The following is a 20740-nucleotide window of genomic DNA, read 5'->3' on the forward strand; positions in this document are numbered from 1 at the left end:
CCCGCCCCGGACGGAACGCCTCACCCCCGTCGGCGTACCAGGGGCCCGAGCGTCCCCGCCCCCGCCGCGACCGTCACGGCCAGGGCGAGCAGTCCGTACTCCACCGGTGGCAGGTACGGCGCCGAACCGGCGGCCGACACCGCGAACGCGGTCAGCGGGACCGCCGCGACCAGCGTGCCGACCACCAGCCCGGCCACCGTCACCAGCCCCGTCTCCAGCACCAGCGTCCGGAGCAGTTGCCCCCGTCCCGCCCCGGCGGTCCGCAGCAGCCGGAGCTCGGCGCGGCGCCCCACCGTGATCAGGGACAACGTGCTCACCACCGCGAACAGCGCGAACCCGCCGATCACCCAGACCCCCACCACGGTGACCGCGTCGTCCCCAGCCGGTACCGGCGGGGCGATCCGGACGTCGTCGGCGGTCGCGGTCCCGACCGTCACCCCGGTGTACGGGGCGAGCGCCCGCCGGAGCGCGGCGGCGGTGGCGGCAGAGGGGGTGCCGTCCGCCGTGCGGACCAGCACCGAGCGGTCGCGGGGGATGTCGACATGCCCGGCCAGCGCCTCGCGCGGCAGCAGGAACTCGCCGATCCCCAGGGCCCGTTCGTACAGCGCCACCACCCGGAGCCGGACCGGGGCCCCGTCGCCGAGCCGGAGCCGTACGGTGTCGCCGGGGCCGACGCCGAGGTCCCCGGCCCGGTCGGTGCCGACGGCCACGGTGTCCCGGCCGGTGAGGTCCGCCAGGTCGCCCGAGACGACCCGGGGGTCGAGGGTGCCGGCCAGTCCGTCCGCCGCCACCCCGAGCACCGGGAACCGGTCGATCCTGGGGTCGCCCAGCTCCTGGTGGGCGAGGACGACGGTGGAGCGCAGCACCCCCGTCGCCGACGCCACCCCCGGCGTCTCACGTACGGCCCGGACCGCCCCGTCCGGCAGCCCGGCGGCCGGGCCCGTCACCACCAGACCGGCCCGCAGCGCGGCGGCGGCCTGCCGGCCGGCGGCCCGTTCCAGCGTCGCGCCCGCCGCCAGCTGTACGCAGACGAACGCGACGGCCAGCACGATCGGGGTGATCGCCGCCCCCAGCCGGCGGTGGTGCGCGGCGGCCGACCGCGCGGCCAGGAACCCGGACACCCCGCCCAGCCACCGCACCGGCGCCCCGCCCACCCGCACCGCCCCGCGCGCGATCCACGGGCCGAGCAGCGCCACCGCGACGACCAGCGAGGTCGCCGCCCCCGAAGCGGCCACGGCGGCCGCCTGGCCGCCCTGCGCCGTGGCGGCCCCGGCCGCCCCCAGCCCCGACACCGCCAGCACCGCCCCGGCGGCCGTCCGGACCTTCCCCGGCGCGTCCGGCGCGGCGGCGGGCCGGGCCGAGGTGCCGGACCGGGCCGCGAGCACCGCGACCGGGCGGGCCGCGAGCGCGACCACCGCCCCGCCCACCACCGCCGCGACCGGCGGCAGCCACCACGGCACCGGCAACGGCAGCGCGTCCGTGGCCAGCAGCGACCGCATCCACAGCCCCAGCGGCACCGCCCCGGCCCCGCCCGCCACCGCCGCCGCGACGGCCACCCGGCCCACCTCGCGGCCCACCGCCGACCGGAGCTGACGGGGCGTCGCCCCGACCGCCCGCAGCAGTGCCAGCTCGCCGGAACGCTGATGGACCGCCTGGGCGATGGTGGTGGCGATCACCAGGAGCGCCACCATGAAGACCGTGCCGGTGACCGAGGCGAGCAGCGGCAGCAGCTCGTCCCGGGCGGCGAGCGCGTCCGGCTGCCCGGCCCGCCCGCGCTCCGCGCCGGTCAGCACCCGGACCGCCGGGGCGCCGGAGTCCCGGCCCGCCCAGGCCCGTTCCAGCGACGCCCGCAGCGCGTCCGGCGACACTCCCGGCCTTGCCAGCACCCCGACCGCGTCGACCGTTCCCGGGTGCCCGGCCAGCGCGGTGAGGCGGCGTCCGGTCAGGAAGGCGGCGGGGGAGCCACCGGACCGGCCGCCGCCGTCGGCGATCCCGCTGACGGTGTACGTCCGGGGCGCCCCGTCCGTCTGGAGGGTCACCCGGTCCCCGGCGCGGCTCCCGGTGGCCGCCGACAGCGCCCCGTCCAGGACCACCTCCGCGTCCGACCGGGGCGGGCGCCCGGCCGTCAGCCGGTACGGGGTGAGCGCGGCGGCCGCCCACGACCGGCCGAGAGCCGGGGCCGCGCCCCGCGCCCCGGCCGCCGTGACCGGGACCGTGTCGTCCGCGACGGCCCGCGCCACCCCGGGCGCGGCGGCGGCCCGCGCGACCACGGAACGCTCCAGCCGTACCCGTTCCGGCAGATACGCCGTCACCGTCCTCGGCTCGCTGCCCCACGGCTTCGCGGTGTACGTCACCCGCTGCTCGGCCACCACCACCGCGTCGGTGCCCGCGTACCGCCCCACCGGCGGCTCCGCCACCAGCAGCACGCCTACGACCAGCGCGAACGCGCCGACCAGCGCGGCGGCCGCCGCCGTCGCCGCGAACACCGGCGCCCAGGACCGGCGCCGTGCCGCCAGCGAACGCCGGGCGAGGAACTCCGAGGCCCGTCGCATCCCGGCCCGCGCCCCGGCCCCGGTCTTCTCCCTCTTCCCCGATCTCATCGCAGCCGGCCGCCGTCCATCGTCAGCACGGTCTCCGCCCGGCCCGCCGCCACCGGGTCATGGGTGACCATCACGACCGTACGGCCGTCGATCCGCACCGCGTCCTCCAGCAGCCCGAGCACCAGATCCGCCGACGCCGGGTCCAGCGCGGCGGTCGGCTCGTCCGCGAAGACCACCTCGGGGCCGGTCACCAACGCCCTCGCCACCGCGACCCGTTGCTTCTCCCCGCCGGAGAACGCCACCGGGTCCTGCCCGCCGCGCCCCGCCAGGCCGACCCGGGCCAGCAGCTCCCGTCCCCGGGCCAGCACCCGCTCGTCCGCCGGGCCGGCACCCGCCAGCACCAGCGGCAGCACGACGTTCTCCTCGGCGTTCAGCGACGGCACCAGATTGAGGGCGTGCGACGGGAAGACGAACCCGATCCGGTCCCGCCGGAACCGGGTCAGCGCCGCCTCCGACAACGGGCCGAGATCGGTCGACCCGATCCGCACCGTCCCCGACGTCGGCCGGTCCAGCCCCGCCGCGCACCGGAGGAACGTGCTCTTCCCCGAACCCGAGGGGCCCACCACCGCGGTGAAGCTCCCCGCCGGGACCACACAGCTGACCGCGTCCAGCGCCACCGTCCCCCGGCCCGGCCCGCCGTGGCGCCGGCTCACCGCCTCCAGGCGCAGCGCGGCCCCCCGCATCGCCGTCATCGTCTCCGCCACTACCCCAGCTCCTTCGAACGGCACACCCTGTGACCTGTACCAACGCTAGGAACGGGGGCGGGGCGGGACGAGGGAGCGCATACCCGGAACGGGGGTACAGCCCGCTCCACCACGGCCGGGGAGCACGTACCCCTCCGGGTGTACCGCGGGCCCCCGTAACCTGGCATGTCATGAGCAGCACCACGCCCTCCGCCACCCCGCTGGCCGCCGCCGTCCGGCGCTCCTGGGACGCCTCGCGCTATCTGGGCATCGGGATCGGCGTCGCGCTGCTCGCCTATGTGGGGACGGCCCTGGTGGTGGCCGCGGTGCTCTTCGCCGCCGTGCTGATCGGGCTGCCCGCGCTGCCGGAGGCCGCCAAGGTGCTGCGCCGGTGCGCGGAGTGGGAGCGGCGCCGGGCGACGGCCCGGCTGGGCGTCGCGTTCGTCCCCACCCCCTATCCGTCGCTGGACAGCGGCGAACTCTCCGAACGGGTACGGCGGGTGCTCACCGACCCGACCGTCTGGCGCGACGCCCTCTGGCTGCCCGTCCAGGCCCTCATGGGCAACGCCCTCGGCTATCTCGCGATGGTGCTGTGGCCGGTCGGGCTGCTGGTGGACGGGGCCGGGCTGACGGTGCTGCACCTGATCGACCGGCGGGCCGCCGACGAGTACGGCACCCCGCCGCCCCCGCGGACCGGCTGGGTGCTGCGCTGGCACGGCGTCCTCGCGGACCTGTCGGCGAGCTGGACCCGGGCGCTGCTCACCACCTCGCCGTCGCGCGCCCTCGCCGAACGGATCGCCCAGCTGACCGAGAGCCGGGCGGGCGCGGTCGAGGCGCACGGCGCCGAACTGCGCCGCATCGAACGCGACCTCCACGACGGCGCCCAGGCCCGGATCGTCGCCCTGTCCCTCCGCATCGGCCTGGCCCGGCAGCTCCTGGACCACGACCCGGCCGCCGCCCGGGTCCGGCTGGACGAGGCGCAGGACGGGGCGGAGGCCGCCCTCGCCGAACTGCGCCACGTGGTGCGAGGCATCCACCCCCCGGTGCTCACCGACCGGGGGCTGGGCGGCGCGGTCCGGGCCCTGGCAGCCGACGCGGGCGTACCGGTCGCCGCCGAACTGGACGGGGTCGAGGACGGGCGCAGACTCCCGGCCGCCATCGAGGCCGCCGCGTACTACGTCATCGCCGAGGCGCTCACCAACATCGGCAAGCACAGCGGAGCGACCGCCGCCACCGTGAGCCTGCGGCGCACCCCCGGCACCCTGCGCGTGACCATCGGCGACAATGGGCGCGGCGGCGCGGCGGAACGGTACGGCACGACACCGGAGCGGCCCGCCACCGGGGGCGCCGTCCTGGGCGGTTCCGGCAGCGGGCTGGCCGGCATCCGGCGGCGGATCGCCGCCCTGGACGGAACCACCCGCATCAGCAGCCCCGTCGGGGGGCCGACGGAGATCGAGGTGGAGCTGCCGTGCGGATCGTGATCGCCGAGGACAACGCGTTGCTGCGGGAGGGGCTGATCCTGCTCCTCACGAGTTCCGGCCACGAGGTGGTGGCCGATGCCGCGACCGGGCCCGAGGTGCTGCCCGCCCTCCTGGAGCACCGCCCGGACGCCGCCGTCCTCGACGTACGGCTGCCGCCCACCTTCCGCGACGAGGGGCTGCGCGCCGCGCTCGCCGCCCGGGAGAAGCTGCCCGAGCTGCCGATCCTGGTCCTCTCGCAGTACGTCGAGGAGACCTACGCCGCCGAGCTGCTCGCCCAGGGCGCCCAGGGCATCGGCTACCTCCTGAAGGACCGCATCGGCCGGGTCGACCAGTTCCTCCAGGCCCTGGACCGGGTGGCGGCCGGGGGCACCGCGCTCGACCCCGAAGTGGTGACCCAGCTCCTCACCCGCAAGTCGACCGCCACCCCGCTGCGCAGCCTCACCCCGCGCGAACGCGAGGTGCTGGAGCTGATGGCCCAGGGCAAGGCGAACGGCACCATCGCCGCCGAACTCGTCGTGACGGAACGGGCGGTGAGCAAGCACATCGGCTCGATCTTCGCCAAGCTCGGCCTGGAGCCCGACGACGGCACGGTGCACCGCCGGGTCCTGGCGGTGCTCGCCTACCTGGAGGGCCGGGGCGCCTGAGAGCCCGTCGGGCGGCGGGCAGGTCCGCTCGCGTCCGCCCGCCCGGACGGGCAGGATGCTGTACGCCGTGTGCCGCAGGTCGCCAGGAGGTCCCCGCATGTCCAGCCAGAGCCAGCCCGTACCGTTCACCGCCGACGACTACCGGGCCCGAATGGAGCGCGCGGCCGACGCCGCCGCCGGGGCCGGGCTCGCCGGGGTGCTCGTCGCGCCCGGCCCCGACCTCGTCCACCTCACCGGCTACCAGCCCGTGAACACCGAACGCCTCACCCTGCTGGTCCTCCGGGCCGGGCAGGACCCGGTGCTCGTCGTACCGACGCTGGAGGCCCCGGACGCCGGGGCGGCCGTCGGCGCCCCCGCCCTCACCCTGCGCGACTGGACCGACGGCAAGGACCCGTACGCCGTCGCCGCCCCGCTGCTCGACGGGCGGGGCCGGTTCGCGGTCAGCGACAACGCCTGGGCGATGCATCTGCTCGGCCTCCAGCGCACCCTGCCGGACAGTTCCTACGTCTCGCTCACCGACGCCCTGCCGATGCTCCGCGCGGTGAAGGACGCCCACGAGCTGGAGCGGCTCGCCGCAGCCGGGGCCGCCGCCGACGCCACGTACGGCGAGATCCTCAAGGTGCGGTTCTCCGGCCGCAAGGAGACCGACATCGCCGCCGAACTGGCCGACCTGCTGAGGAGGTTCGGCCACTCCCAGGTCGACTTCACGGTCGTCGGCTCCGGCCCCAACGGTGCCAACCCGCACCACGAGGCGGGCGACCGCACCATCGAGCGCGGCGACATGGTCGTCCTCGACTTCGGCGGCCTCAAGCACGGCTACGGCTCGGACACCTCCCGCACCGTCCACGTCGGCGAACCCACCGCCGAGGAGCAGCGGGTCCACGACATCGTGCGCGAGGCCCAGCGGGCGGGGTGCGAAGCGGTCCGGCCGGGCGTCGCCTGCCAGGAGATCGACCGCGCGGCCCGCGCCGTCATCACCGAGTTCGGCTACGGCGAACGCTTCATCCACCGCACCGGCCACGGCATCGGCGTCACCACCCACGAACCGCCCTACATGATCGAGGGCGAGGAGCTGCCGCTGGTGCCCGGGATGTGCTTCTCGGTGGAGCCGGGCATCTACCTGCCGGGCCGGTTCGGGGTACGGATCGAGGACATCGTGACCGTCACCGAGGACGGCGGCCGGCGCCTCAACACCACCGCCCGCGAGCTGGCGGTCGTCGAGTAGGGGGGCGGACCGCCCGGTCAGCCGTCGGCCAGTACGACGCACGACTCCGGCGGCAGCCGCAGCAGCCCGTCGCCGCCCGGGGCCTCCACCGGCTCCCAGGCGGCGACCACCCGGCCCCGGCCGCCGCCCAGCGGGATGCCGGCCGGCTCCCCGCCGAGGTTCACCGCGATCCGCAGCTCGCCCCTGCGGTACAGCAGCCAGCGGGCCCGTTCGTCGTGAGCGGTGCGCACCGACGCCAGGTCGGGGTCGCGCAGGTCGGGCAGGGTGCGGCGGAGCGCGATCAGCCCGCGGTACCAGGCGTGCAGCCGGGCGTGCGGCTCGCGGGCCGCCTCGTCCCAGTCCAGGCAGGAGCGGTCCCGGGTGGCCGGGTCCTGCGGGTCGGGCACCTGCTCCGCCGTCCAGCCGTGCGCCGCGAACTCCCGCCGCCGGCCCTCGCGCACCGCCTCGGCCAGCCGGGGGTCGGTGTGGTCGGTGAAGAACTGCCAGGGGGTACGCGCTCCCCACTCCTCGCCCATGAACAGCATCGGGGTGAACGGCCCGGTCAGCACGAGCGCCGCGGCGCACGCCAGCAGCCCGGGGGACAGGGCGGCGGCGAGCCGGTCGCCCCGGGCCCGGTTGCCGATCTGGTCGTGCGTCTGGGCGTAGCCGACGAAGCGGTGGGCGGGGGTGCGGGCGGTGTCGACGGGGCGCCCGTGGGTGCGGCCCCGGAAGGCGGAGTACGTGCCGTCGTGGAAGAACACCCCGGTCATGGTCCTGGTGAGGGCGGCCAGCGGGGCCCGCGCGAAGTCCGCGTAGTAGCCCTGCGACTCGCCGGTCAGCGCGGTGTGCAGGGCGTGGTGGAAGTCGTCGTTCCACTGCGCGTGCAGCCCGATGCCGCCCTGCGGGCGGGGGGTGGTGTCTTTGGGGTCGTTGCGGTCGGACTCGGCGATCAGCGGGAGCGGGTGGCCCAGCCCGGCGGCGAGCGAGTCCACGGCCGCCGACAGCTCCTCCAGATAGGTCAGCGCCCGTCCGTCGGCCAGGGCGTGCACCGCGTCCAGCCGCAGCCCGTCGAGCCGGTAGTCGCGCAGCCAGGCGAGCGCGCTGCCCAGCAGGTACGCCCGCACCTCGTCGGAACCGGGGGCGTCGAGGTTGACCGCCGCGCCCCACGGCGTGTGGTGCGTGTCGGTGAAGTACGGGCCGAAGGCCGGGAGGTAGTTGCCGGACGGGCCCAGGTGGTTGTGGACCACGTCCAGGAGGACCGCCAGCCCGAGGCCGTGCGCCGCGTCGACGAAGCGCTTCAGCCCCTCCGGCCCGCCGTACGGCTCGTGCACGGCCCACGGCGACACCCCGTCGTAACCCCAGCCGTGGGTGCCGGGGAAGGGGCAGACCGGCATCAGCGACACATGGGTGACGCCCAGGGCGGCGAGGTGCTCCAGCCGGGCCGCCGCGGCGTCGAAGGTGCCCTCCGGGGTGAACGTGCCGATGTGCAGCTCGTACAGGACGGCGTCCTGGAGTCCCCGCCCCGGCCGCTCGGCGCGCCACTCGAAGCGGCCGTGGTCCACGACGGCGCTCTCGCCGTCCGGCCCGTCCGGCTGGCGGCGCGAGCGCGGATCGGGCAGCACCCGAACGCCGTCGGAACCGTCCGCTCCGCCGTCGAGGACGAACCCGTACCGGTCCCCGTCCGAGGCGTCGGCCGCCACCTCCCACCAGCCGTCCCGCCCGGGGACCCGCTCCATGGCCAGGGCCCCGCCCCGCAGCCGCAGCTCCACCGAACCGGCCCGGGGGGCCCATACCTCGAACAGCATGCCGACGCTCCTCTTCTCCTCGCCCCCGTACCCCTCCACCGCACAGCGACGATCACCCGCCCACGGCACTGGATCCACGCTGTTACCGGCGATTAGGGTCTGCTTCTGATCACTGCCCCCTCAGGTTCTGATCAATACGCACTTTCTGATCCATCCGCACTTCCTCGTACGGCTGTGGAGGCCGAGATGACCGTGCCGTCGTTCCCGCCCGGCTCCCACCCGGGCCACCGCGCCCGCACCCCCGAGGACCCGTACGACTGGTGCCGCGCCACGGGCCGCGCGCGGAAGAGCGGTGCCACGGACGGTGCGGGGTGCTGAGCATGGCCGACTCGTGGTGGTCCCGGGCGGCACTCGGGATCTTCGTCCACTGGACGCCCGCCTCCGTGCCGGGCTGGGCCCCGACGCGCGTCCCGGCCGACCGGCTCCCGGCGGCGGCCCGCCGCGCGCCACTGGCCTGGACGCCGCACGCCGAGTGGTACGAGAACGGGCTCCGGTTCCCCGGCAGCCCCGTGGCCGCCCACCACCGCGCGGCCTACGGCAACCGCCCGTACGCCTCCTTCGGGGGCGACTTCCAGGACGCCCTGACCGGCTGGGACCCGGCGGGCTGGGCCCGTGCCTTCCGCGCGGCGGGCGCCGACTACGCCGTCCTGGTCGCCAAGCACCACGACGGCTTCTGCCTCTGGCCCTCCACGGTCACCAACCCGCACCGGGCCCGCTGGCACACCCGGCGCGACGTGCTCGGCGAGTTCGCCGAGGCGGTCCGCGCCGAGGGGATGCGGCTGGGGATCTGCTACTCCGCCGGACTCGACTGGACCTTCGACGCCCGCCCCATAGGCACCGCCGCGCACGCCCGCGCGGCCGTCCCGCGCGGCGACTACCCCGCGTACGCCGGTGCCCAGCTGCGCGAGCTGATCCGCCGCTACCGCCCCGATCTCCTCTGGAACGACACCGTCTGGCCCGGCACGGACACCGACGTGCGGCGGCTCACCGAGTACTACCGCTTCGTCGTCCCGCGCGGTGTCCTGAACCGGCCGCTCACCCCGTACCGGTCCCTGCGGCTCCCCGGCGCCAGGCCCCCGTACGGCCTCATCCCCGGCGACGGCAGCGGCGCCTGCCACCACCGCGACTCCCCGTCCGGACCGGACCCGGTCGGGGTGGGGCCGGACGGGGGCGGCGGGCGGCTGCTGGCCGTGGGGCCGCGCGGTGAGGACGCGGCCATCCCCGACCAGCAGCTGAGGCGGCTGGAGGGGGCGGCCCGGGACGCCGGGCCGGGACCTACGGGCGGTTGAGGCGGACGGGGCCGACCGGGGGTCAGGCCCAGCCACCGCCGGCCGCCGATGGTCCTGGCCCCGGCCGGAACGCCGGCCGCGCGTGCGTCCGTTCCGCGCGGGGTCAGTCCCAGACCATGTCGAAGGAGCGCTCGAAGTTCACGTACCCGAGGCGGGCGAAGGACCGGGCCATCGGGACGTTGCCGAGGTCGGTGGAGGCCCGGATGCGCACCACGTCGTCCTGGGCGGCGAGGACGCGGGTGCCCTCGGCGAGGAGGTCGTCGATGTATCCGTGACCGCGCTGATCGGGGAGCACCCCGATGTAGGCGATGATCGGGTTGTAGTTGTTGCGGGCCGGTATGACGAAGCCGACCGGCCGGCCGTCGGGGAGTTCGGCGATCCGCCACCACGCCCGCGGGGTGCGGTAGTGCGCCAGCTCCTCGTCGTAGTGCTTCTCGGCGGCCTCGCGGGCGGTCAGTCCGGAGGCCAGGTCGGCCTGGCCGTGCGCGTCGAGGGTGCCCTCCATCACCGGGGTCATCAGCGCGAGGAGGTCCTCGCGGTCGGCGACCGGGCGGAACCGGAGCCGCCCGCCGTCCTCCGGGACCGGCGTCCCGGCCCGCCACTCCAGCCGCAGCCGCTCGACCAGCATCCGTGCGCCGGAGCGTTCCATGACCCGGATCCGGGCCTCCACGATCTCCCGGGCCGCCGGGTCCTCGCGCCAGTCGGCCGGGACGAAGCGCCCGTACTCGGGCCTCGGCGCCCCGGCCGGTACGACCGCCGCCGTCGCCGTCTCCAGCAGCCGCAGCCCCGCCTCCCCGCGCTCCGGCTCGGGCACCGTGTCGTCCAGGTCGAAGACGTCCAGGAGGAGAGGTGTCTCGCCGTTGTTGGTCCACCACGCGAGCCGGGCCACCAGCCGCTCGCCGCGCAGCGCCACCCACATCCACTCGGGTCGCCGCCGCCCCGAGGTGAGATCGTCGTCGAACTCGTGGTCGAAGACGTACGACAACTGCTGGAACAGGGCGAGTTCCTGCGGGTCGGTGAGCGGACGGATGGTCAGTTCCTGCGGCGCAGGTGTCATGCATGCTCCTTGAGCGGGCCGGAAAGCCGCCCGGCGTGCGCCGGGCGGTCTGCGGGGGCAGACAGTAGCAACACGCCCCGGCCCGTGCGCGGGGATTTATTGGGCGCGGGCCCCATGGCCGGGCGCGAGCCGGCCGGAGCCCGGACGACCGGACCGTTTCTGGACACTACGGGGAGGTCGGACCGACAATTGACCGCGTGACGTCCTCCTTCGAGCCCCACACGCACGCCGTGCGCCTGTCCGACGCCCAGCGCGACCGCGTGCTCGGCGTGCTCAGAGACGGCGCCGCGCAGGGCAAGCTGTCCCACGACACCTTCATGCGGCGCATGGAGCTGGCGCTCACCGCCCGCCGCCCCGAGGAACTGGCGGCGCTCACCGCCGACCTGGAGGGCGAGAGCGGCTTCTCGCAGCGGATACTCCGGGTCGTCGGCGGGGTCTCCGGTTTCCCCGGCCGGATACGCCGGGTCTGGCGGAACGAACGGCTCCCCAAACTCCTGCTCCCCGTCCCGAGCCCGCACCCCCTGCAGATCGGCCGCGATCCGGGGAACGGGCTGCGCCTCAACCACGAGACCGTCTCCCGGATGCACGCGCAGCTCATCGCGGCGCCCGGCGGCGGCTGGCTGCTGCGCGACCTCGGCTCGACCAACGGCACCTGCGTCAACGGCCGCCGGGTCACCGGAACGGTCCCGGTCGGCGCCGGTGACCAGGTGAGCTTCGGCCGGATGAGCTTCTGCCTCGCCGCCCCCGCCCCCACACCCCCCGGCTGACCGACCGGACAGGCCCCGGGCCGCGCTCACCCGGACGGCCGTACGCCGACTGCGCCACGGCCCCGCCGGTGGTCCCCTGGGGGAACCGCGCCGCACCCCGGCGCCCCGGCCCCGGACCGTCTCGCGGACCGGGCCGGACCGGGGAGCGGGGTCCGGTGCGTGCCGGGGTCCGCGAGCCCCCGGCACGGTCCGAACAGGGACGGCCCAGGGAGCACGGATGCAGGCCGACGCGCCAGGAGGCATATCCGCACCGGCCACCCGACCACGCCCCGGCCCCAGCCTCCTCGCCCCCGGCACCGCCCACGACCCGCACCGCCTCTACCGGCTCCTGCGCGAGAGACACCCGCTCAGCTACGACGAGCCCCTGGGCGTCTGGCTGGTCAGCCGGTACGCGGACGTGGTCACCGCCCTCACCGACCCCCGGTTCACCGGCCTCCCGCACGACGCCGCACCCCGCGGCGGCCCCGCGCCCCTCGGCCTCTGCCACGGCGGCCCGCAGTGCGCCGACCCCCGCCCGCCCGGCGCCGCCCCGGACCTCACCACGACCCCGGACCCCCGCACCGCCGCCCGGATCGAACGCACCGCCCACGTACTGGCCCGCCGCATCGCCGCCCGCCGACACGCCGACCTGGTCGAGGAGTTCTGCCGCTGGCTGCCCCTCGGCGCGGCCACCGGAACAGGCCCCCGCCGCAGCCCCGACCGGCTCGGCCACAGCCCCTGCACCCGCCACACCGCACTGCGCAGCACCGCGCTCGCCTCCTTCCTCGCCGATGTGCTGGACGCCCCCGACCTGCTCGCCGCCCTGCGCACCGAACCCGCCCTCGCCGACCCGGCCTGGGCGGAGTCGCTGCGCCGCGACCCACCGGTCCAGGTGGTGCTCCGCCGCACCGCCACCGAGGTCGCCCTCGGCGGCGGCACCCTGCCCGCCGGGGCGCACGTCGCCTGCCTGACCGGCTCGGCCGGGCGCGACCCGGACCGGTTCGCCGCCCCCGACCTCTTCGACCCCCTCCGCACCGACCAGGACCGCGTCCTCACCGGCCCCGAGTCCTGCCCGGCCGTCCGGCTCGGCCGGACCGAGGCCCGGCTGGGACTGTGCGCCCTGCTCGACGCGATGCCCCGGCTCCGCTGGGCCGACGGCTTCCGCCCGGCCCGCACCGGGCTGCTCACCCGCGGCCCGCGGACCCTGCTCGTCACCAGCGGCTGAGAGCCTGTCGGGCGACCTCCGCCCGGTCGGAGGTCACCCGACACGCTCTCAGCAACGCCACCGGCCGCTCGGCGAAGAGCTCGGCCGCCGCGACCGGACCCCCGGAGAACTTCCGGCCCGGGGCCAGCAGATCGGCCCACACACCGTCGTCCGGCAGCACCAGCTCCGTACCGCGCCAGCCGCCCGACTCCGCCAGCCGCGACGACAGCCGGGTCACCGCCGTGACCACCTCGCCGGAACGGCAGAACGCCAGACAGTGCGCGGCCGCCGGACCCCGGACCTCCAGCGGGGCGTACGCACCGGACGCGCCGAACACCTCCGGCCGCTCCCGCCGCAGCCGCAGCGCCACCGAGGTGAGCCGGGCCTTCTCGTCCCCGAGACCGCCGCCCCCGGCCTCCCCGTCCGGCTCGCGGAACGGCCGCCGGTTGTCCGGGTCGACCAGCGCCAGGTACTCCCGCTCGGTGCCCTGGTACACGTCCGGCACCCCCGGCATCGTCAGCTGCACCAGTGCCGCGCCCAGCACATTGGCCCGGACGTACGGGGCGAGCGCGCGCCCGAACCGCTCCAGCGCCTCCCGCACCGGCCCGCCCGCCCCGGCCGGACCGGCCGCGACGAAGTCCGTCACGGCCCGCTCGTAGCCCCGGTCCGACCCGGTCCAGCTGGTGAAGAGCCCCGCCTCGCGGGCCGCCTTCAGCAGCGTCGGCTCCATCCGCCCGGCCAGCTCATGGTCCGGCAGCCCCGTACAGCCCACCGCCGTCTGCCAGGCCGACCAGGCGAACTGCGCGTCGGGGGCGGCCGCCGGAACGGCCCGTTCCAGCTCGGTCAGCAGCTCCGACCACGCCCGCGGACACTCGGTCAGCACCGCGATCCGGGCCCGTACGTCGGCGCTCCGCTTGGTGTCGTGGGTGGTCAGCACCGTGCCGGTGGACGGCCAGTCGCGGGCCAGCCGGGCGCAGAAGGCGTGGAAGTCCTCCGGCGCCACCGCGGGCCGCCCAGGATCGCCGCCCACCTCGTTCGCCGACACCAGCGGCGTGTACCGGTAGTACGCCGTGTCCTCGACCGACTTGGCCCGCAGCGCCGAGGCCGTCTGCGCGAACCGGGCACGGAACGCCGCCCGCTCCGGCCCCCCGCCCGGCCGCCCCAGCGCCAGCCCCCGGACCACCTCGACCGCCGCCGCCTCCTCCGCGACCGCGAAGACCGCCCTCGCGTCCCGCACCGCGGCCTCCGGCAACGCCTCCTGGGCCGACGGGGAATCCGGGTACGGGCGGTAGACCGGCACCCGGACCAGCAGTTCCCGGACCGCCGTGCGCAGCGCCCACGGCGCGTGGTCGCGCAGCGCGGGATCGGCCGCGCAGATCCGTACCGCCAGCCGGGTCAGCAGCGCGGTCTCGGCGGCCAGCTCGTCCGTCACCACCTCGTACGCGGCCCGGCGGACGGTCGCCGTCCAGTCACCGCCCCGGTCGGCGGCCGGGCCCGCGTACTCCCGGTAGCGGCCGACCAGCTCGGCCGCGCCCGCCGGATCGACGAACAGGCCGTCGACGCGGTGCAGCGCGTCGTACCCGGTGGTGCCCGCGACGGCCCACCCGGCGGGCAGGTGCTCCTCACCGGTGAGGATCTTCTCCACCACCGTCCACCGCCCCCCGGTGGCCGCCGACAGCCGCTCCAGATAGGCCGCCGGGTCGGCCAGCCCGTCCGGATGGTCGACGCGCAGCCCGTCGACGACCCCGTCCCGGACCAGCCCCAGGATCGTGGCGTGGGTCGCGGCGAACACCTCCGGGTCCTCCACCCGCACCCCGATCAGCCCCGAGACCGTGAAGAACCGCCGGTAGTTCAGCTCGGTACGGGCCAGCCGCCACCAGCAGAGCCGGTAGTGCTGCGCGTCCAGCAGCTCCGGCAGCGGCAGACCGGCCGTCCCCGCCCGCAGCGGGAACTCCTGGCCGTCCAGGCGCAGTACCTCCCCGTCCACCCGGAACCGGTCCAGCTCCTCGCCGATCCGGCGGCCGAGCACCGGCAGCAGCACCTTCCCGCCGCCCGCCGCCCAGTCGATGTCGAACCAGCGGGCGTACGGCGAGGAGGGGCCCTCGCGCAGCACCTCCCGCAGCGCGCGGTTGTGGCGCGGGTCGGCCGCCATGTGGTTCGGCACGATGTCCACGACCAGCCCGAGCCCGTGCGCCCGCGCCGTGCGGGCCAGGTCCCGCAGCCCCGCCTCGCCGCCGAGCTCCCCGCGCACCCGGCCGGGGTCGACGACGTCGTAGCCGTGCCGGGAGCCGGGGACGGCCTCCAGCACGGGGGACAGATGCAGGTGCGAGACGCCGAGCTCGGCGAGGTAGGGCACGGCGCGCGCGGCGGCCGCGAACGGGAAGTCGGGCTGGAGCTGGAGCCGGTAGGTGGCGGTGGGCGTCATGCGGTCGTCCGTACCCGGCCCGGCGGCATCTGTGACAGAGAACGCCGCAAAGGGCCCGACCGGCGGTGTCCCCGTCCCCTACGCGGGCCGCTGGAGCACCGCCATGCTGCGCCCGACCAGCGTCACCCGCTCGCCCGCCGCCACCTTCGGCCCCGAACCGGGCATGATCCCGACCGGGCGCGCCGTGTCCACCACCAGCAGCCACTGCCGCCCGTGGTCCACCGGCACCCGGAACTCCAGCGTCCCGTCGCCCGCGTTGAACATCAGCAGGAACGAGTCGTCGTGGATCCGCTCGCCGCGCGGCCCCGGCTCGGAGATCGCGTTCCCGTTGAGGAAGACCGTGAGCGCCTTGGCATGGGCGGCCTCCCAGTCCCGCTGCGTCATCTCCCCGCCCTCCGGGGTGAACCACGCGATGTCCGACAGCTCGTCATGGGTGCCCTGCACCGGGCGCCCGTGGAAGAACCGGCGGCGGCGGAAGACCGGATGGTCGCGGCGGAGCCAGACCATCGCCCGGGTGAACTCCAGCAGGCTGCCGCCAGCCGCCGGGCCGTCGTCCTCCCCGGCGCCCCCGCCGTCGGCCGGATCCGGCCAGTGCACCCAGGACAACTCGCTGTCCTGGCAGTACGCGTTGTTGTTGCCCCGCTGGGTACGGGCGAACTCGTCGCCGTGGCTCAGCATCGGCACGCCCTGCGAGAGCATCAGCGTGGCGACGAAGTTCCGCATCTGCCGGGCCCGCAGCTCCAGCACCTCCGGCCGGTCCGTCTCGCCCTCGGCCCCGCAGTTCCAGGACCGGTTGTGGCTCTCGCCGTCCCGGTTGCCCTCGCCGTTGGCCTCGTTGTGCTTGTCGTTGTACGCGACCAGGTCGTGCAGGGTGAAGCCGTCGTGGCAGGTGGCGAAGTTGATCGAGGCGAGCGGGCGGCGTCCGTCGTCCTGGTACAGGTCCGACGAGCCGGTCAGCCGGCCGGCGAACTCCGCCAGGGTCCGGGGCTCGCCCCGCCACAGGTCCCGCACGGTGTCCCGGTACTTGCCGTTCCACTCGGTCCAGAGCGGCGGGAAGTTCCCCACCTGGTAGCCGCCCTCGCCGACGTCCCACGGCTCCGCGATCAGCTTCACCTGGCTGACCACCGGATCCTGCTGCACCAGGTCGAAGAAGGACGACAGCCGGTCCACCTCGTGGAACTGCCGGGCCAGGGTGGCCGCCAGATCGAAGCGGAAGCCGTCCACATGCATCTCGGTCACCCAGTACCGCAGCGAGTCCATGATCAGCTGGAGTACGTGCGGCGACCGCATCAGCAGCGAGTTCCCGGTCCCCGTGGTGTCCATGTAGTACCGGGGATCGTCCGCGAGCCGGTAGTACGAGGCGTTGTCCAGCCCCCGGAAGGAGAGCGTCGGCCCCAGGTGGTTGCCCTCCGCGGTGTGGTTGTAGACCACGTCGAGGATCACCTCGATGCCCGCCTGGTGGAGGGCCCGCACGGCCTGCTTGAACTCCAGCACCTGCTCGCCCCGGTCGCCCCAGGACGCGTACGCGTTGTGCGGGGCGAAGAAGCCGATGGTGTTGTAGCCCCAGTAGTTGGCGAGCCCCGCGTCGACCAGCCGGTGGTCCTGGACGAACTGGTGGACGGGCATCAGTTCGATCGCCGTGACCCCCAGCTCCGTCAGATGGGCGATCACCTCCGGATGGGCCAGCCCCGCGTAGGTGCCGCGCAGCTCCTTCGGCAGCGCCGGGTGAAGCATCGTCAGCCCCTTGACGTGGGCCTCGTAGATCACCGTGCGGTGGTAGTCCGTCCGGGGCCTGCGGTCGTCGCCCCAGTCGAAGTACGGGTTGACCACCACCGACGACATGGTGTGCGGCGCCGAGTCGAGGTCGTTGCGCGCGTCGGGCCGGCCGAACGGATAGCCGTACACCGCCTCGCCCCACCGGACCTGACCGGCCACCGCGCGGGCGTACGGGTCGAGCAGCAGCTTGGCCGAATTGCACCGCACCCCGCGCTCCGGCTCGTACGGCCCGTGGACCCGGAACCCGTACCGCTGACCGGGCATCACCCCGGGCAGATAGGCGTGGCGGACGAAGGCGTCGGTCTCCCTGAGCTCCACCGCCGTCTCGGAACCGTCCTCGTGGAGCAGACACAGCTCGATCCGTCTGGCGGCCTCCGAGAAGACCGCGAAATTGGTCCCGGCGCCGTCGTACGTGGCGCCGAGGGGATACGCCTGTCCCGGCCAGACCTGCATGGGCTCGACTCCTCCACCTCTGATCAGGGCAGATCCTTCCCGAAAGAAGTGCGCCGACCTAGGACGTCACCCGGTCCGGTCAACATCGGGCCTCTTCGTGTCGCCCGGAACCGTGATCCGGCCCCCGGGACGGCGCCCCCGCCCGGCCCCCGGGGCGGGATGGGGTGCTTAATCACTATGAATCCCCTCACTCCGGCCGATCCCGCCGTTGGGAACAAGCCTGCGTCATTGGTGAGTTGACGAAGCAGCATGCGCATCCTGCTGCACCGGATCCCGCTCCCGGAGTACCCTTCCTTGATCGTTGGTGGGGGAGTGGAAGGCGGTGCGCGGGTGAGCTCGGGAGGCTTCGAGCTGCCCCCAGGTGACCCAGGTCACGAGGGGGAATCCACCGATGTCCCCCCAGGGGCGGTATCGCTTGTGCAGCCCGTGGAGATCGGCGCGGAGCTGGACTGGGGCGCGGACGCCTGGAGCGAGGTCCGGATGCGCGCCCAGCGGGCCGGCCGGGCCTACATCTGGCTGAATCTCGTGGAGCAGCGGCTGCGTGCCGTGGTCGCCGCGGTGCTCCGGCCGATCTACGAGCCGGTGCACGGCGAGGACTGGGTGGTGGCCGCCGCCGGCCCCGCCGGACAGGAATGGGTGCAGCGCGCCGTCGCCGTGCGCGAGGTCTCCCGCCGCAAGGGTTATCTGCTGGACCCCGCCGACGACAACGTCCTCAGCTTCCTTACCCTGCCCCAGCTCCGCGAGCTGATGGTCCAGCACTGGCCCTGCTTCGAGGCGTACTTCGACGACCGGCGCGAGGTCGAGCTGGCCCTCGACGAGCTGGAGGTCGCCCGCAACGTGGTCTCCCGCAACCGCGCCCTGAACGAGCCGGTCCTCGCCCAGGCCGAGCGCGCCTCCGCCCGGCTCCTGGAGATCCTCGGCAGCGGCGCCGCCGTCCCGTCGGCCGACCGGCTGCCGGTCGACGCCGTGGAGGAGCTGGTCGGCGACCGGTACGCGGACGTGGTCTCCGTCCACTCCGACCGGGTGCGGCTCCAGCGCCAGCTGCCCGCCGAGGACCTCTTCGGCGGTGCCCGGCGGCTCGACGCGATCGGCATAGGGCTCAACCTGCTGGTGCAGAGCTTCTCGGGCCGCCGGCTCGTCCGGCTCGCCGAGTCGGGCTGCCGCGTCCGGCTGCTCTTCATCAACCCGGCCAGCAGCGCGGTCAAGCGCCGGGAGCGGGAGCTGGGGCTGAAGAAGGGCGAACTGAGCCGGTCGGTGGAGATGAACATCCTCCACATGCGCCGGGTCCGCTCCAAGCTCCGCGACCCGGGCGCCTTCGAGATCCATGTCTTCGACGAGACCCCGCGCTTCACGGCCTACCTGGTGGACGGCGACGGCACGGACGCGGTCGGGGTCGTCCAGACCTATCTGCGGCGCGCACGCGGCATGGAGGCACCGGTGCTGGTGCTGCGCGGCGGCGGACGGGCGGTGTTCCGCGCCGGGCAGGAGAACGAGCACGGGCTGTTCGAGACGTACCGCGAGGAGTTCGAGTCGGTCTGGGCCGACTCGCGGCCCGTCTCCTGACAGGCCGTTCCCCGGGCCGCCCCGGGTGGCCCCGGGCGCCGTCGGCGAGGGGGCCCGGGAGCTCTGTCAGTGGTGCGTGCGAGGGTGGTCACCACATGGGGGAGCAACGAAGGAGGTACCCGATGAGCTGGGACCGGGAGCCGCTGGTCGGTTTCGACCTGGAGACGACGGGCACGGAGCCGCTGGAGGCGCGCATCGTGACGGCCGCCGTCGTGAGCGTCGGCAGCAGCGGCGCGGAGCCCGCGCGGGAGCGCACCTGGCTGGCCGATCCGGGGGTCCTGATCCCCGCCCAGGCCTCGGCGATCCACGGCATCAGCAGTGAGCGCGCGGCGGCGGAGGGCCGCCCGGTCCGCGAGGTCGCCGACGAGGTCGCCGAGACGCTGGCCGGCCACTGGCGCCGGGGCGTCCCGGTCGTCGCGTACAACGCGGCCTTCGACCTGACGCTGCTCACCGCCGAGCTGCGGCGCCACGGACTGCCCTCGCTGAGCGACCGGCTGGGCGGGGCGGGGATCGGCCCCGTCATCGACCCGTACACCATCGACCGCGCCGTGGACCGCTACCGGAAGGGCAAGCGCACCCTGGAGGCGGTCTGCGTCGAGTACGGGGTGGTCCACGGCGGCGCCCACGACGCGGGGGCGGACGCGCTGGCCGCGGTCCGGGTGGCCCACGCGATAGCCGGGCGGCACGGCTCGGTGGCCCGGATGTCCGCCGCCGAGCTGCACGAGCGTCAGGTGGAGTGGTACGCCCGGTGGGCGGCGGACTTCCAGAGCTTCCTGCGCCGCAAGGGCACGGCGGACGCGGTGGTGGACGGCGACTGGCCGCTGCGCCGCCCGGCCGTGGTTCCGGCCGGCTGACGCCCTCCCGGTCCGGACCCCCGGATCAGAAGGGATACCAGCGCACGGTCGGGTCGTCGTCGCGCAGCGAGGCCACCCGGCGGTGGAACTCCACGAGGGCCTTCGGGTTGGCCGGCGCGTGCTGGGACACCCAGGCGCAGCTGGCGGTCTCCCTGGCCCCGCGCAGCACCGGGCACCCCTCCCACGCGCGCACGTCCCAGCCGTACGCGGCGGTGAACGCGTCGTACGCCTCGGGCGCCAGCCCGTACCGGTCCCGGGAGAGCGCCAGGACGACCAGGTCGTGCTCGCGCAGATCCGCGGAGAAGGTCTCCAGGTCGACCAGGACCGGGCCGTCCGGGCCCACATGCACGTTGCGGGTGAGCGCGTCGCCGTGGATCGGCCCCGGCGGCAGATGCGGGACCAGCGCGGCGGCGGCCGCCGCGAAGCCGTCCCGGCGTTCGCGCAGATAGGCGGCGTCGGCCGGGTCGATCGCGTCGCCCGCCAGTCGCAGCCACCGCTCGACCCCGCCCAGCAGTTCGCGGCGCGGCAGGGTGAAGCCGTCCGGGGCGGGCAGCGCGTGCACCTGGGCCAGCAGTGGGGCCAGGTCCTTCGGCTCGGCCGGGCGTACGGCCTCGGGCAGCCGGTGCCAGAGGGTCACCGGGTGCCCCTCGACCAGCCGGGCCGCGGGCTCCGCCGCCCGTACGGCCGGGACGCCCGCGTCGGCCAGCCAGTGGGCGACGGCCACCTCGCGCTCCGCCCGTTCCCGCAGTTCCGGGTGGCGCGCGGCGTCCCGGCCGACCTTGACCACCAGGCCGCCGACGGCGAACACCGCGTTCTCCCCCAGCGCGAGCAGTTCCGCGCCGCCGGACAGGCCGGCTGCGGCGAGCACCTCGCGCGCAAGCATTTCGTTCATGTCTGCGATTTTCGCACCCGCGCAGGCGTCCTTGACGAACCGACGACCCGTCAGCACGATGACG

At 75.5% G+C, this 20740-nt stretch carries 16 protein-coding genes; 9 read left to right on the plus strand and 7 right to left on the minus strand.

The genetic code is table 11. The features are described 5' to 3' along the window. Positions 1–20 precede the first annotated feature (20 nt). Together ACIQGQ_RS17140 and ACIQGQ_RS17145 are read right to left on the minus strand one after the other, a co-directional pair. Positions 21–2600: an ABC transporter permease gene (locus ACIQGQ_RS17140; RefSeq protein ID WP_402396268.1), complete on the minus strand. Its 2580-nt coding sequence runs from the start codon at positions 2598–2600 to the stop codon at positions 21–23. Then, positions 2597–3283 carry an ABC transporter ATP-binding protein gene (locus tag ACIQGQ_RS17145; protein WP_402396894.1) on the minus strand — a complete coding sequence of 229 codons (687 nt, stop codon included), beginning with the start codon at positions 3281–3283 and terminating at the stop codon, positions 2597–2599. The genes ACIQGQ_RS17140 and ACIQGQ_RS17145 overlap by 4 nt, the downstream gene beginning before the upstream one ends. A 191-nt stretch (positions 3284–3474) precedes the next feature. Between ACIQGQ_RS17145 and ACIQGQ_RS17150 the strand changes: the two genes are divergently transcribed. The 3 genes from ACIQGQ_RS17150 (at position 3475) to ACIQGQ_RS17160 (ending at position 6633) form a co-directional block, all read left to right on the plus strand. Then, positions 3475–4764: a sensor domain-containing protein gene (locus tag ACIQGQ_RS17150; protein ID WP_402396271.1), complete on the plus strand. Its 1290-nt coding sequence runs from the start codon at positions 3475–3477 to the stop codon at positions 4762–4764. Further along, a complete protein-coding gene (locus ACIQGQ_RS17155; RefSeq protein WP_402396274.1) occupies positions 4752–5408 on the plus strand; it encodes a LuxR C-terminal-related transcriptional regulator in 657 nt (218 codons plus the stop codon). Before ACIQGQ_RS17150 ends, ACIQGQ_RS17155 begins: the two co-directional genes overlap by 13 nt. A gap of 97 nt (positions 5409–5505) precedes the next feature. Continuing rightward, positions 5506–6633 (plus strand): M24 family metallopeptidase, encoded by a 1128-nt coding sequence (locus ACIQGQ_RS17160; RefSeq protein WP_402396277.1) that lies wholly within the window; start codon positions 5506–5508, stop codon positions 6631–6633. Between the two features lie 17 nt (positions 6634–6650). Here the strand turns inward: ACIQGQ_RS17160 and treZ are convergent, their stop codons facing one another. Further along, a complete protein-coding gene (gene treZ, locus ACIQGQ_RS17165) occupies positions 6651–8417 on the minus strand; it encodes a malto-oligosyltrehalose trehalohydrolase (protein ID WP_402396279.1) in 1767 nt (588 codons plus the stop codon). A 186-nt stretch (positions 8418–8603) separates the two neighbouring features. Here treZ and ACIQGQ_RS17170 point away from each other — a divergent pair, with 186 nt between their 5' ends. Next, on the plus strand, positions 8604–8735 hold the full coding sequence (locus ACIQGQ_RS17170; RefSeq protein ID WP_402396281.1) for a hypothetical protein: 132 nt from the start codon (positions 8604–8606) through the stop codon (positions 8733–8735). A 2-nt stretch (positions 8736–8737) separates the two neighbouring features. Then, positions 8738–9706, plus strand: coding sequence for an alpha-L-fucosidase (locus tag ACIQGQ_RS17175; RefSeq protein WP_402396284.1), 969 nt, complete (start codon positions 8738–8740; stop codon positions 9704–9706). A 103-nt stretch (positions 9707–9809) separates the two neighbouring features. Here the strand turns inward: ACIQGQ_RS17175 and ACIQGQ_RS17180 are convergent, their stop codons facing one another. Continuing rightward, positions 9810–10763: a GNAT family N-acetyltransferase gene (locus ACIQGQ_RS17180; protein ID WP_402396287.1), complete on the minus strand. Its 954-nt coding sequence runs from the start codon at positions 10761–10763 to the stop codon at positions 9810–9812. A gap of 197 nt (positions 10764–10960) precedes the next feature. Here ACIQGQ_RS17180 and ACIQGQ_RS17185 point away from each other — a divergent pair, with 197 nt between their 5' ends. Further along, positions 10961–11530 carry a DUF1707 and FHA domain-containing protein gene (locus ACIQGQ_RS17185; RefSeq protein WP_366289210.1) on the plus strand — a complete coding sequence of 190 codons (570 nt, stop codon included), beginning with the start codon at positions 10961–10963 and terminating at the stop codon, positions 11528–11530. A 217-nt stretch (positions 11531–11747) separates the two neighbouring features. Further along, the gene (locus tag ACIQGQ_RS17190; protein ID WP_402396290.1) at positions 11748–12734 is read left to right on the plus strand and encodes a cytochrome P450; all 987 of its coding nucleotides are present in this window, start codon (positions 11748–11750) and stop codon (positions 12732–12734) included. Here ACIQGQ_RS17190 and treY read toward each other — a convergent pair. Continuing rightward, complete coding sequence (treY, locus tag ACIQGQ_RS17195; protein WP_402396293.1) at positions 12721–15138, minus strand: malto-oligosyltrehalose synthase; 2418 nt, start codon at positions 15136–15138, stop codon at positions 12721–12723. The genes ACIQGQ_RS17190 and treY overlap by 14 nt on opposite strands. A 78-nt stretch (positions 15139–15216) precedes the next feature. Continuing rightward, complete coding sequence (gene glgX, locus ACIQGQ_RS17200) at positions 15217–17367, minus strand: glycogen debranching protein GlgX (RefSeq protein ID WP_402396296.1); 2151 nt, start codon at positions 17365–17367, stop codon at positions 15217–15219. 330 nt (positions 17368–17697) lie between these two features. Between glgX and ACIQGQ_RS17205 the strand changes: the two genes are divergently transcribed. Together ACIQGQ_RS17205 and ACIQGQ_RS17210 are read left to right on the plus strand one after the other, a co-directional pair. Continuing rightward, a complete protein-coding gene (locus ACIQGQ_RS17205; protein WP_402396299.1) occupies positions 17698–18930 on the plus strand; it encodes an SAV2148 family HEPN domain-containing protein in 1233 nt (410 codons plus the stop codon). Positions 18931–19052: 122 nt separating this feature from the next. Beyond that, positions 19053–19784: a 3'-5' exonuclease gene (locus tag ACIQGQ_RS17210; protein ID WP_402396301.1), complete on the plus strand. Its 732-nt coding sequence runs from the start codon at positions 19053–19055 to the stop codon at positions 19782–19784. A gap of 25 nt (positions 19785–19809) precedes the next feature. Here ACIQGQ_RS17210 and ACIQGQ_RS17215 read toward each other — a convergent pair whose 3' ends face one another. Further along, positions 19810–20676, minus strand: coding sequence for a phosphotransferase enzyme family protein (locus tag ACIQGQ_RS17215; RefSeq protein WP_402396303.1), 867 nt, complete (start codon positions 20674–20676; stop codon positions 19810–19812). Positions 20677–20740: the final 64 nt, after the last annotated feature.

The organism is Streptomyces sp. NPDC092952, assembly GCF_044754785.1.
Taxonomy (GTDB): domain Bacteria; phylum Actinomycetota; class Actinomycetes; order Streptomycetales; family Streptomycetaceae; genus Streptomyces.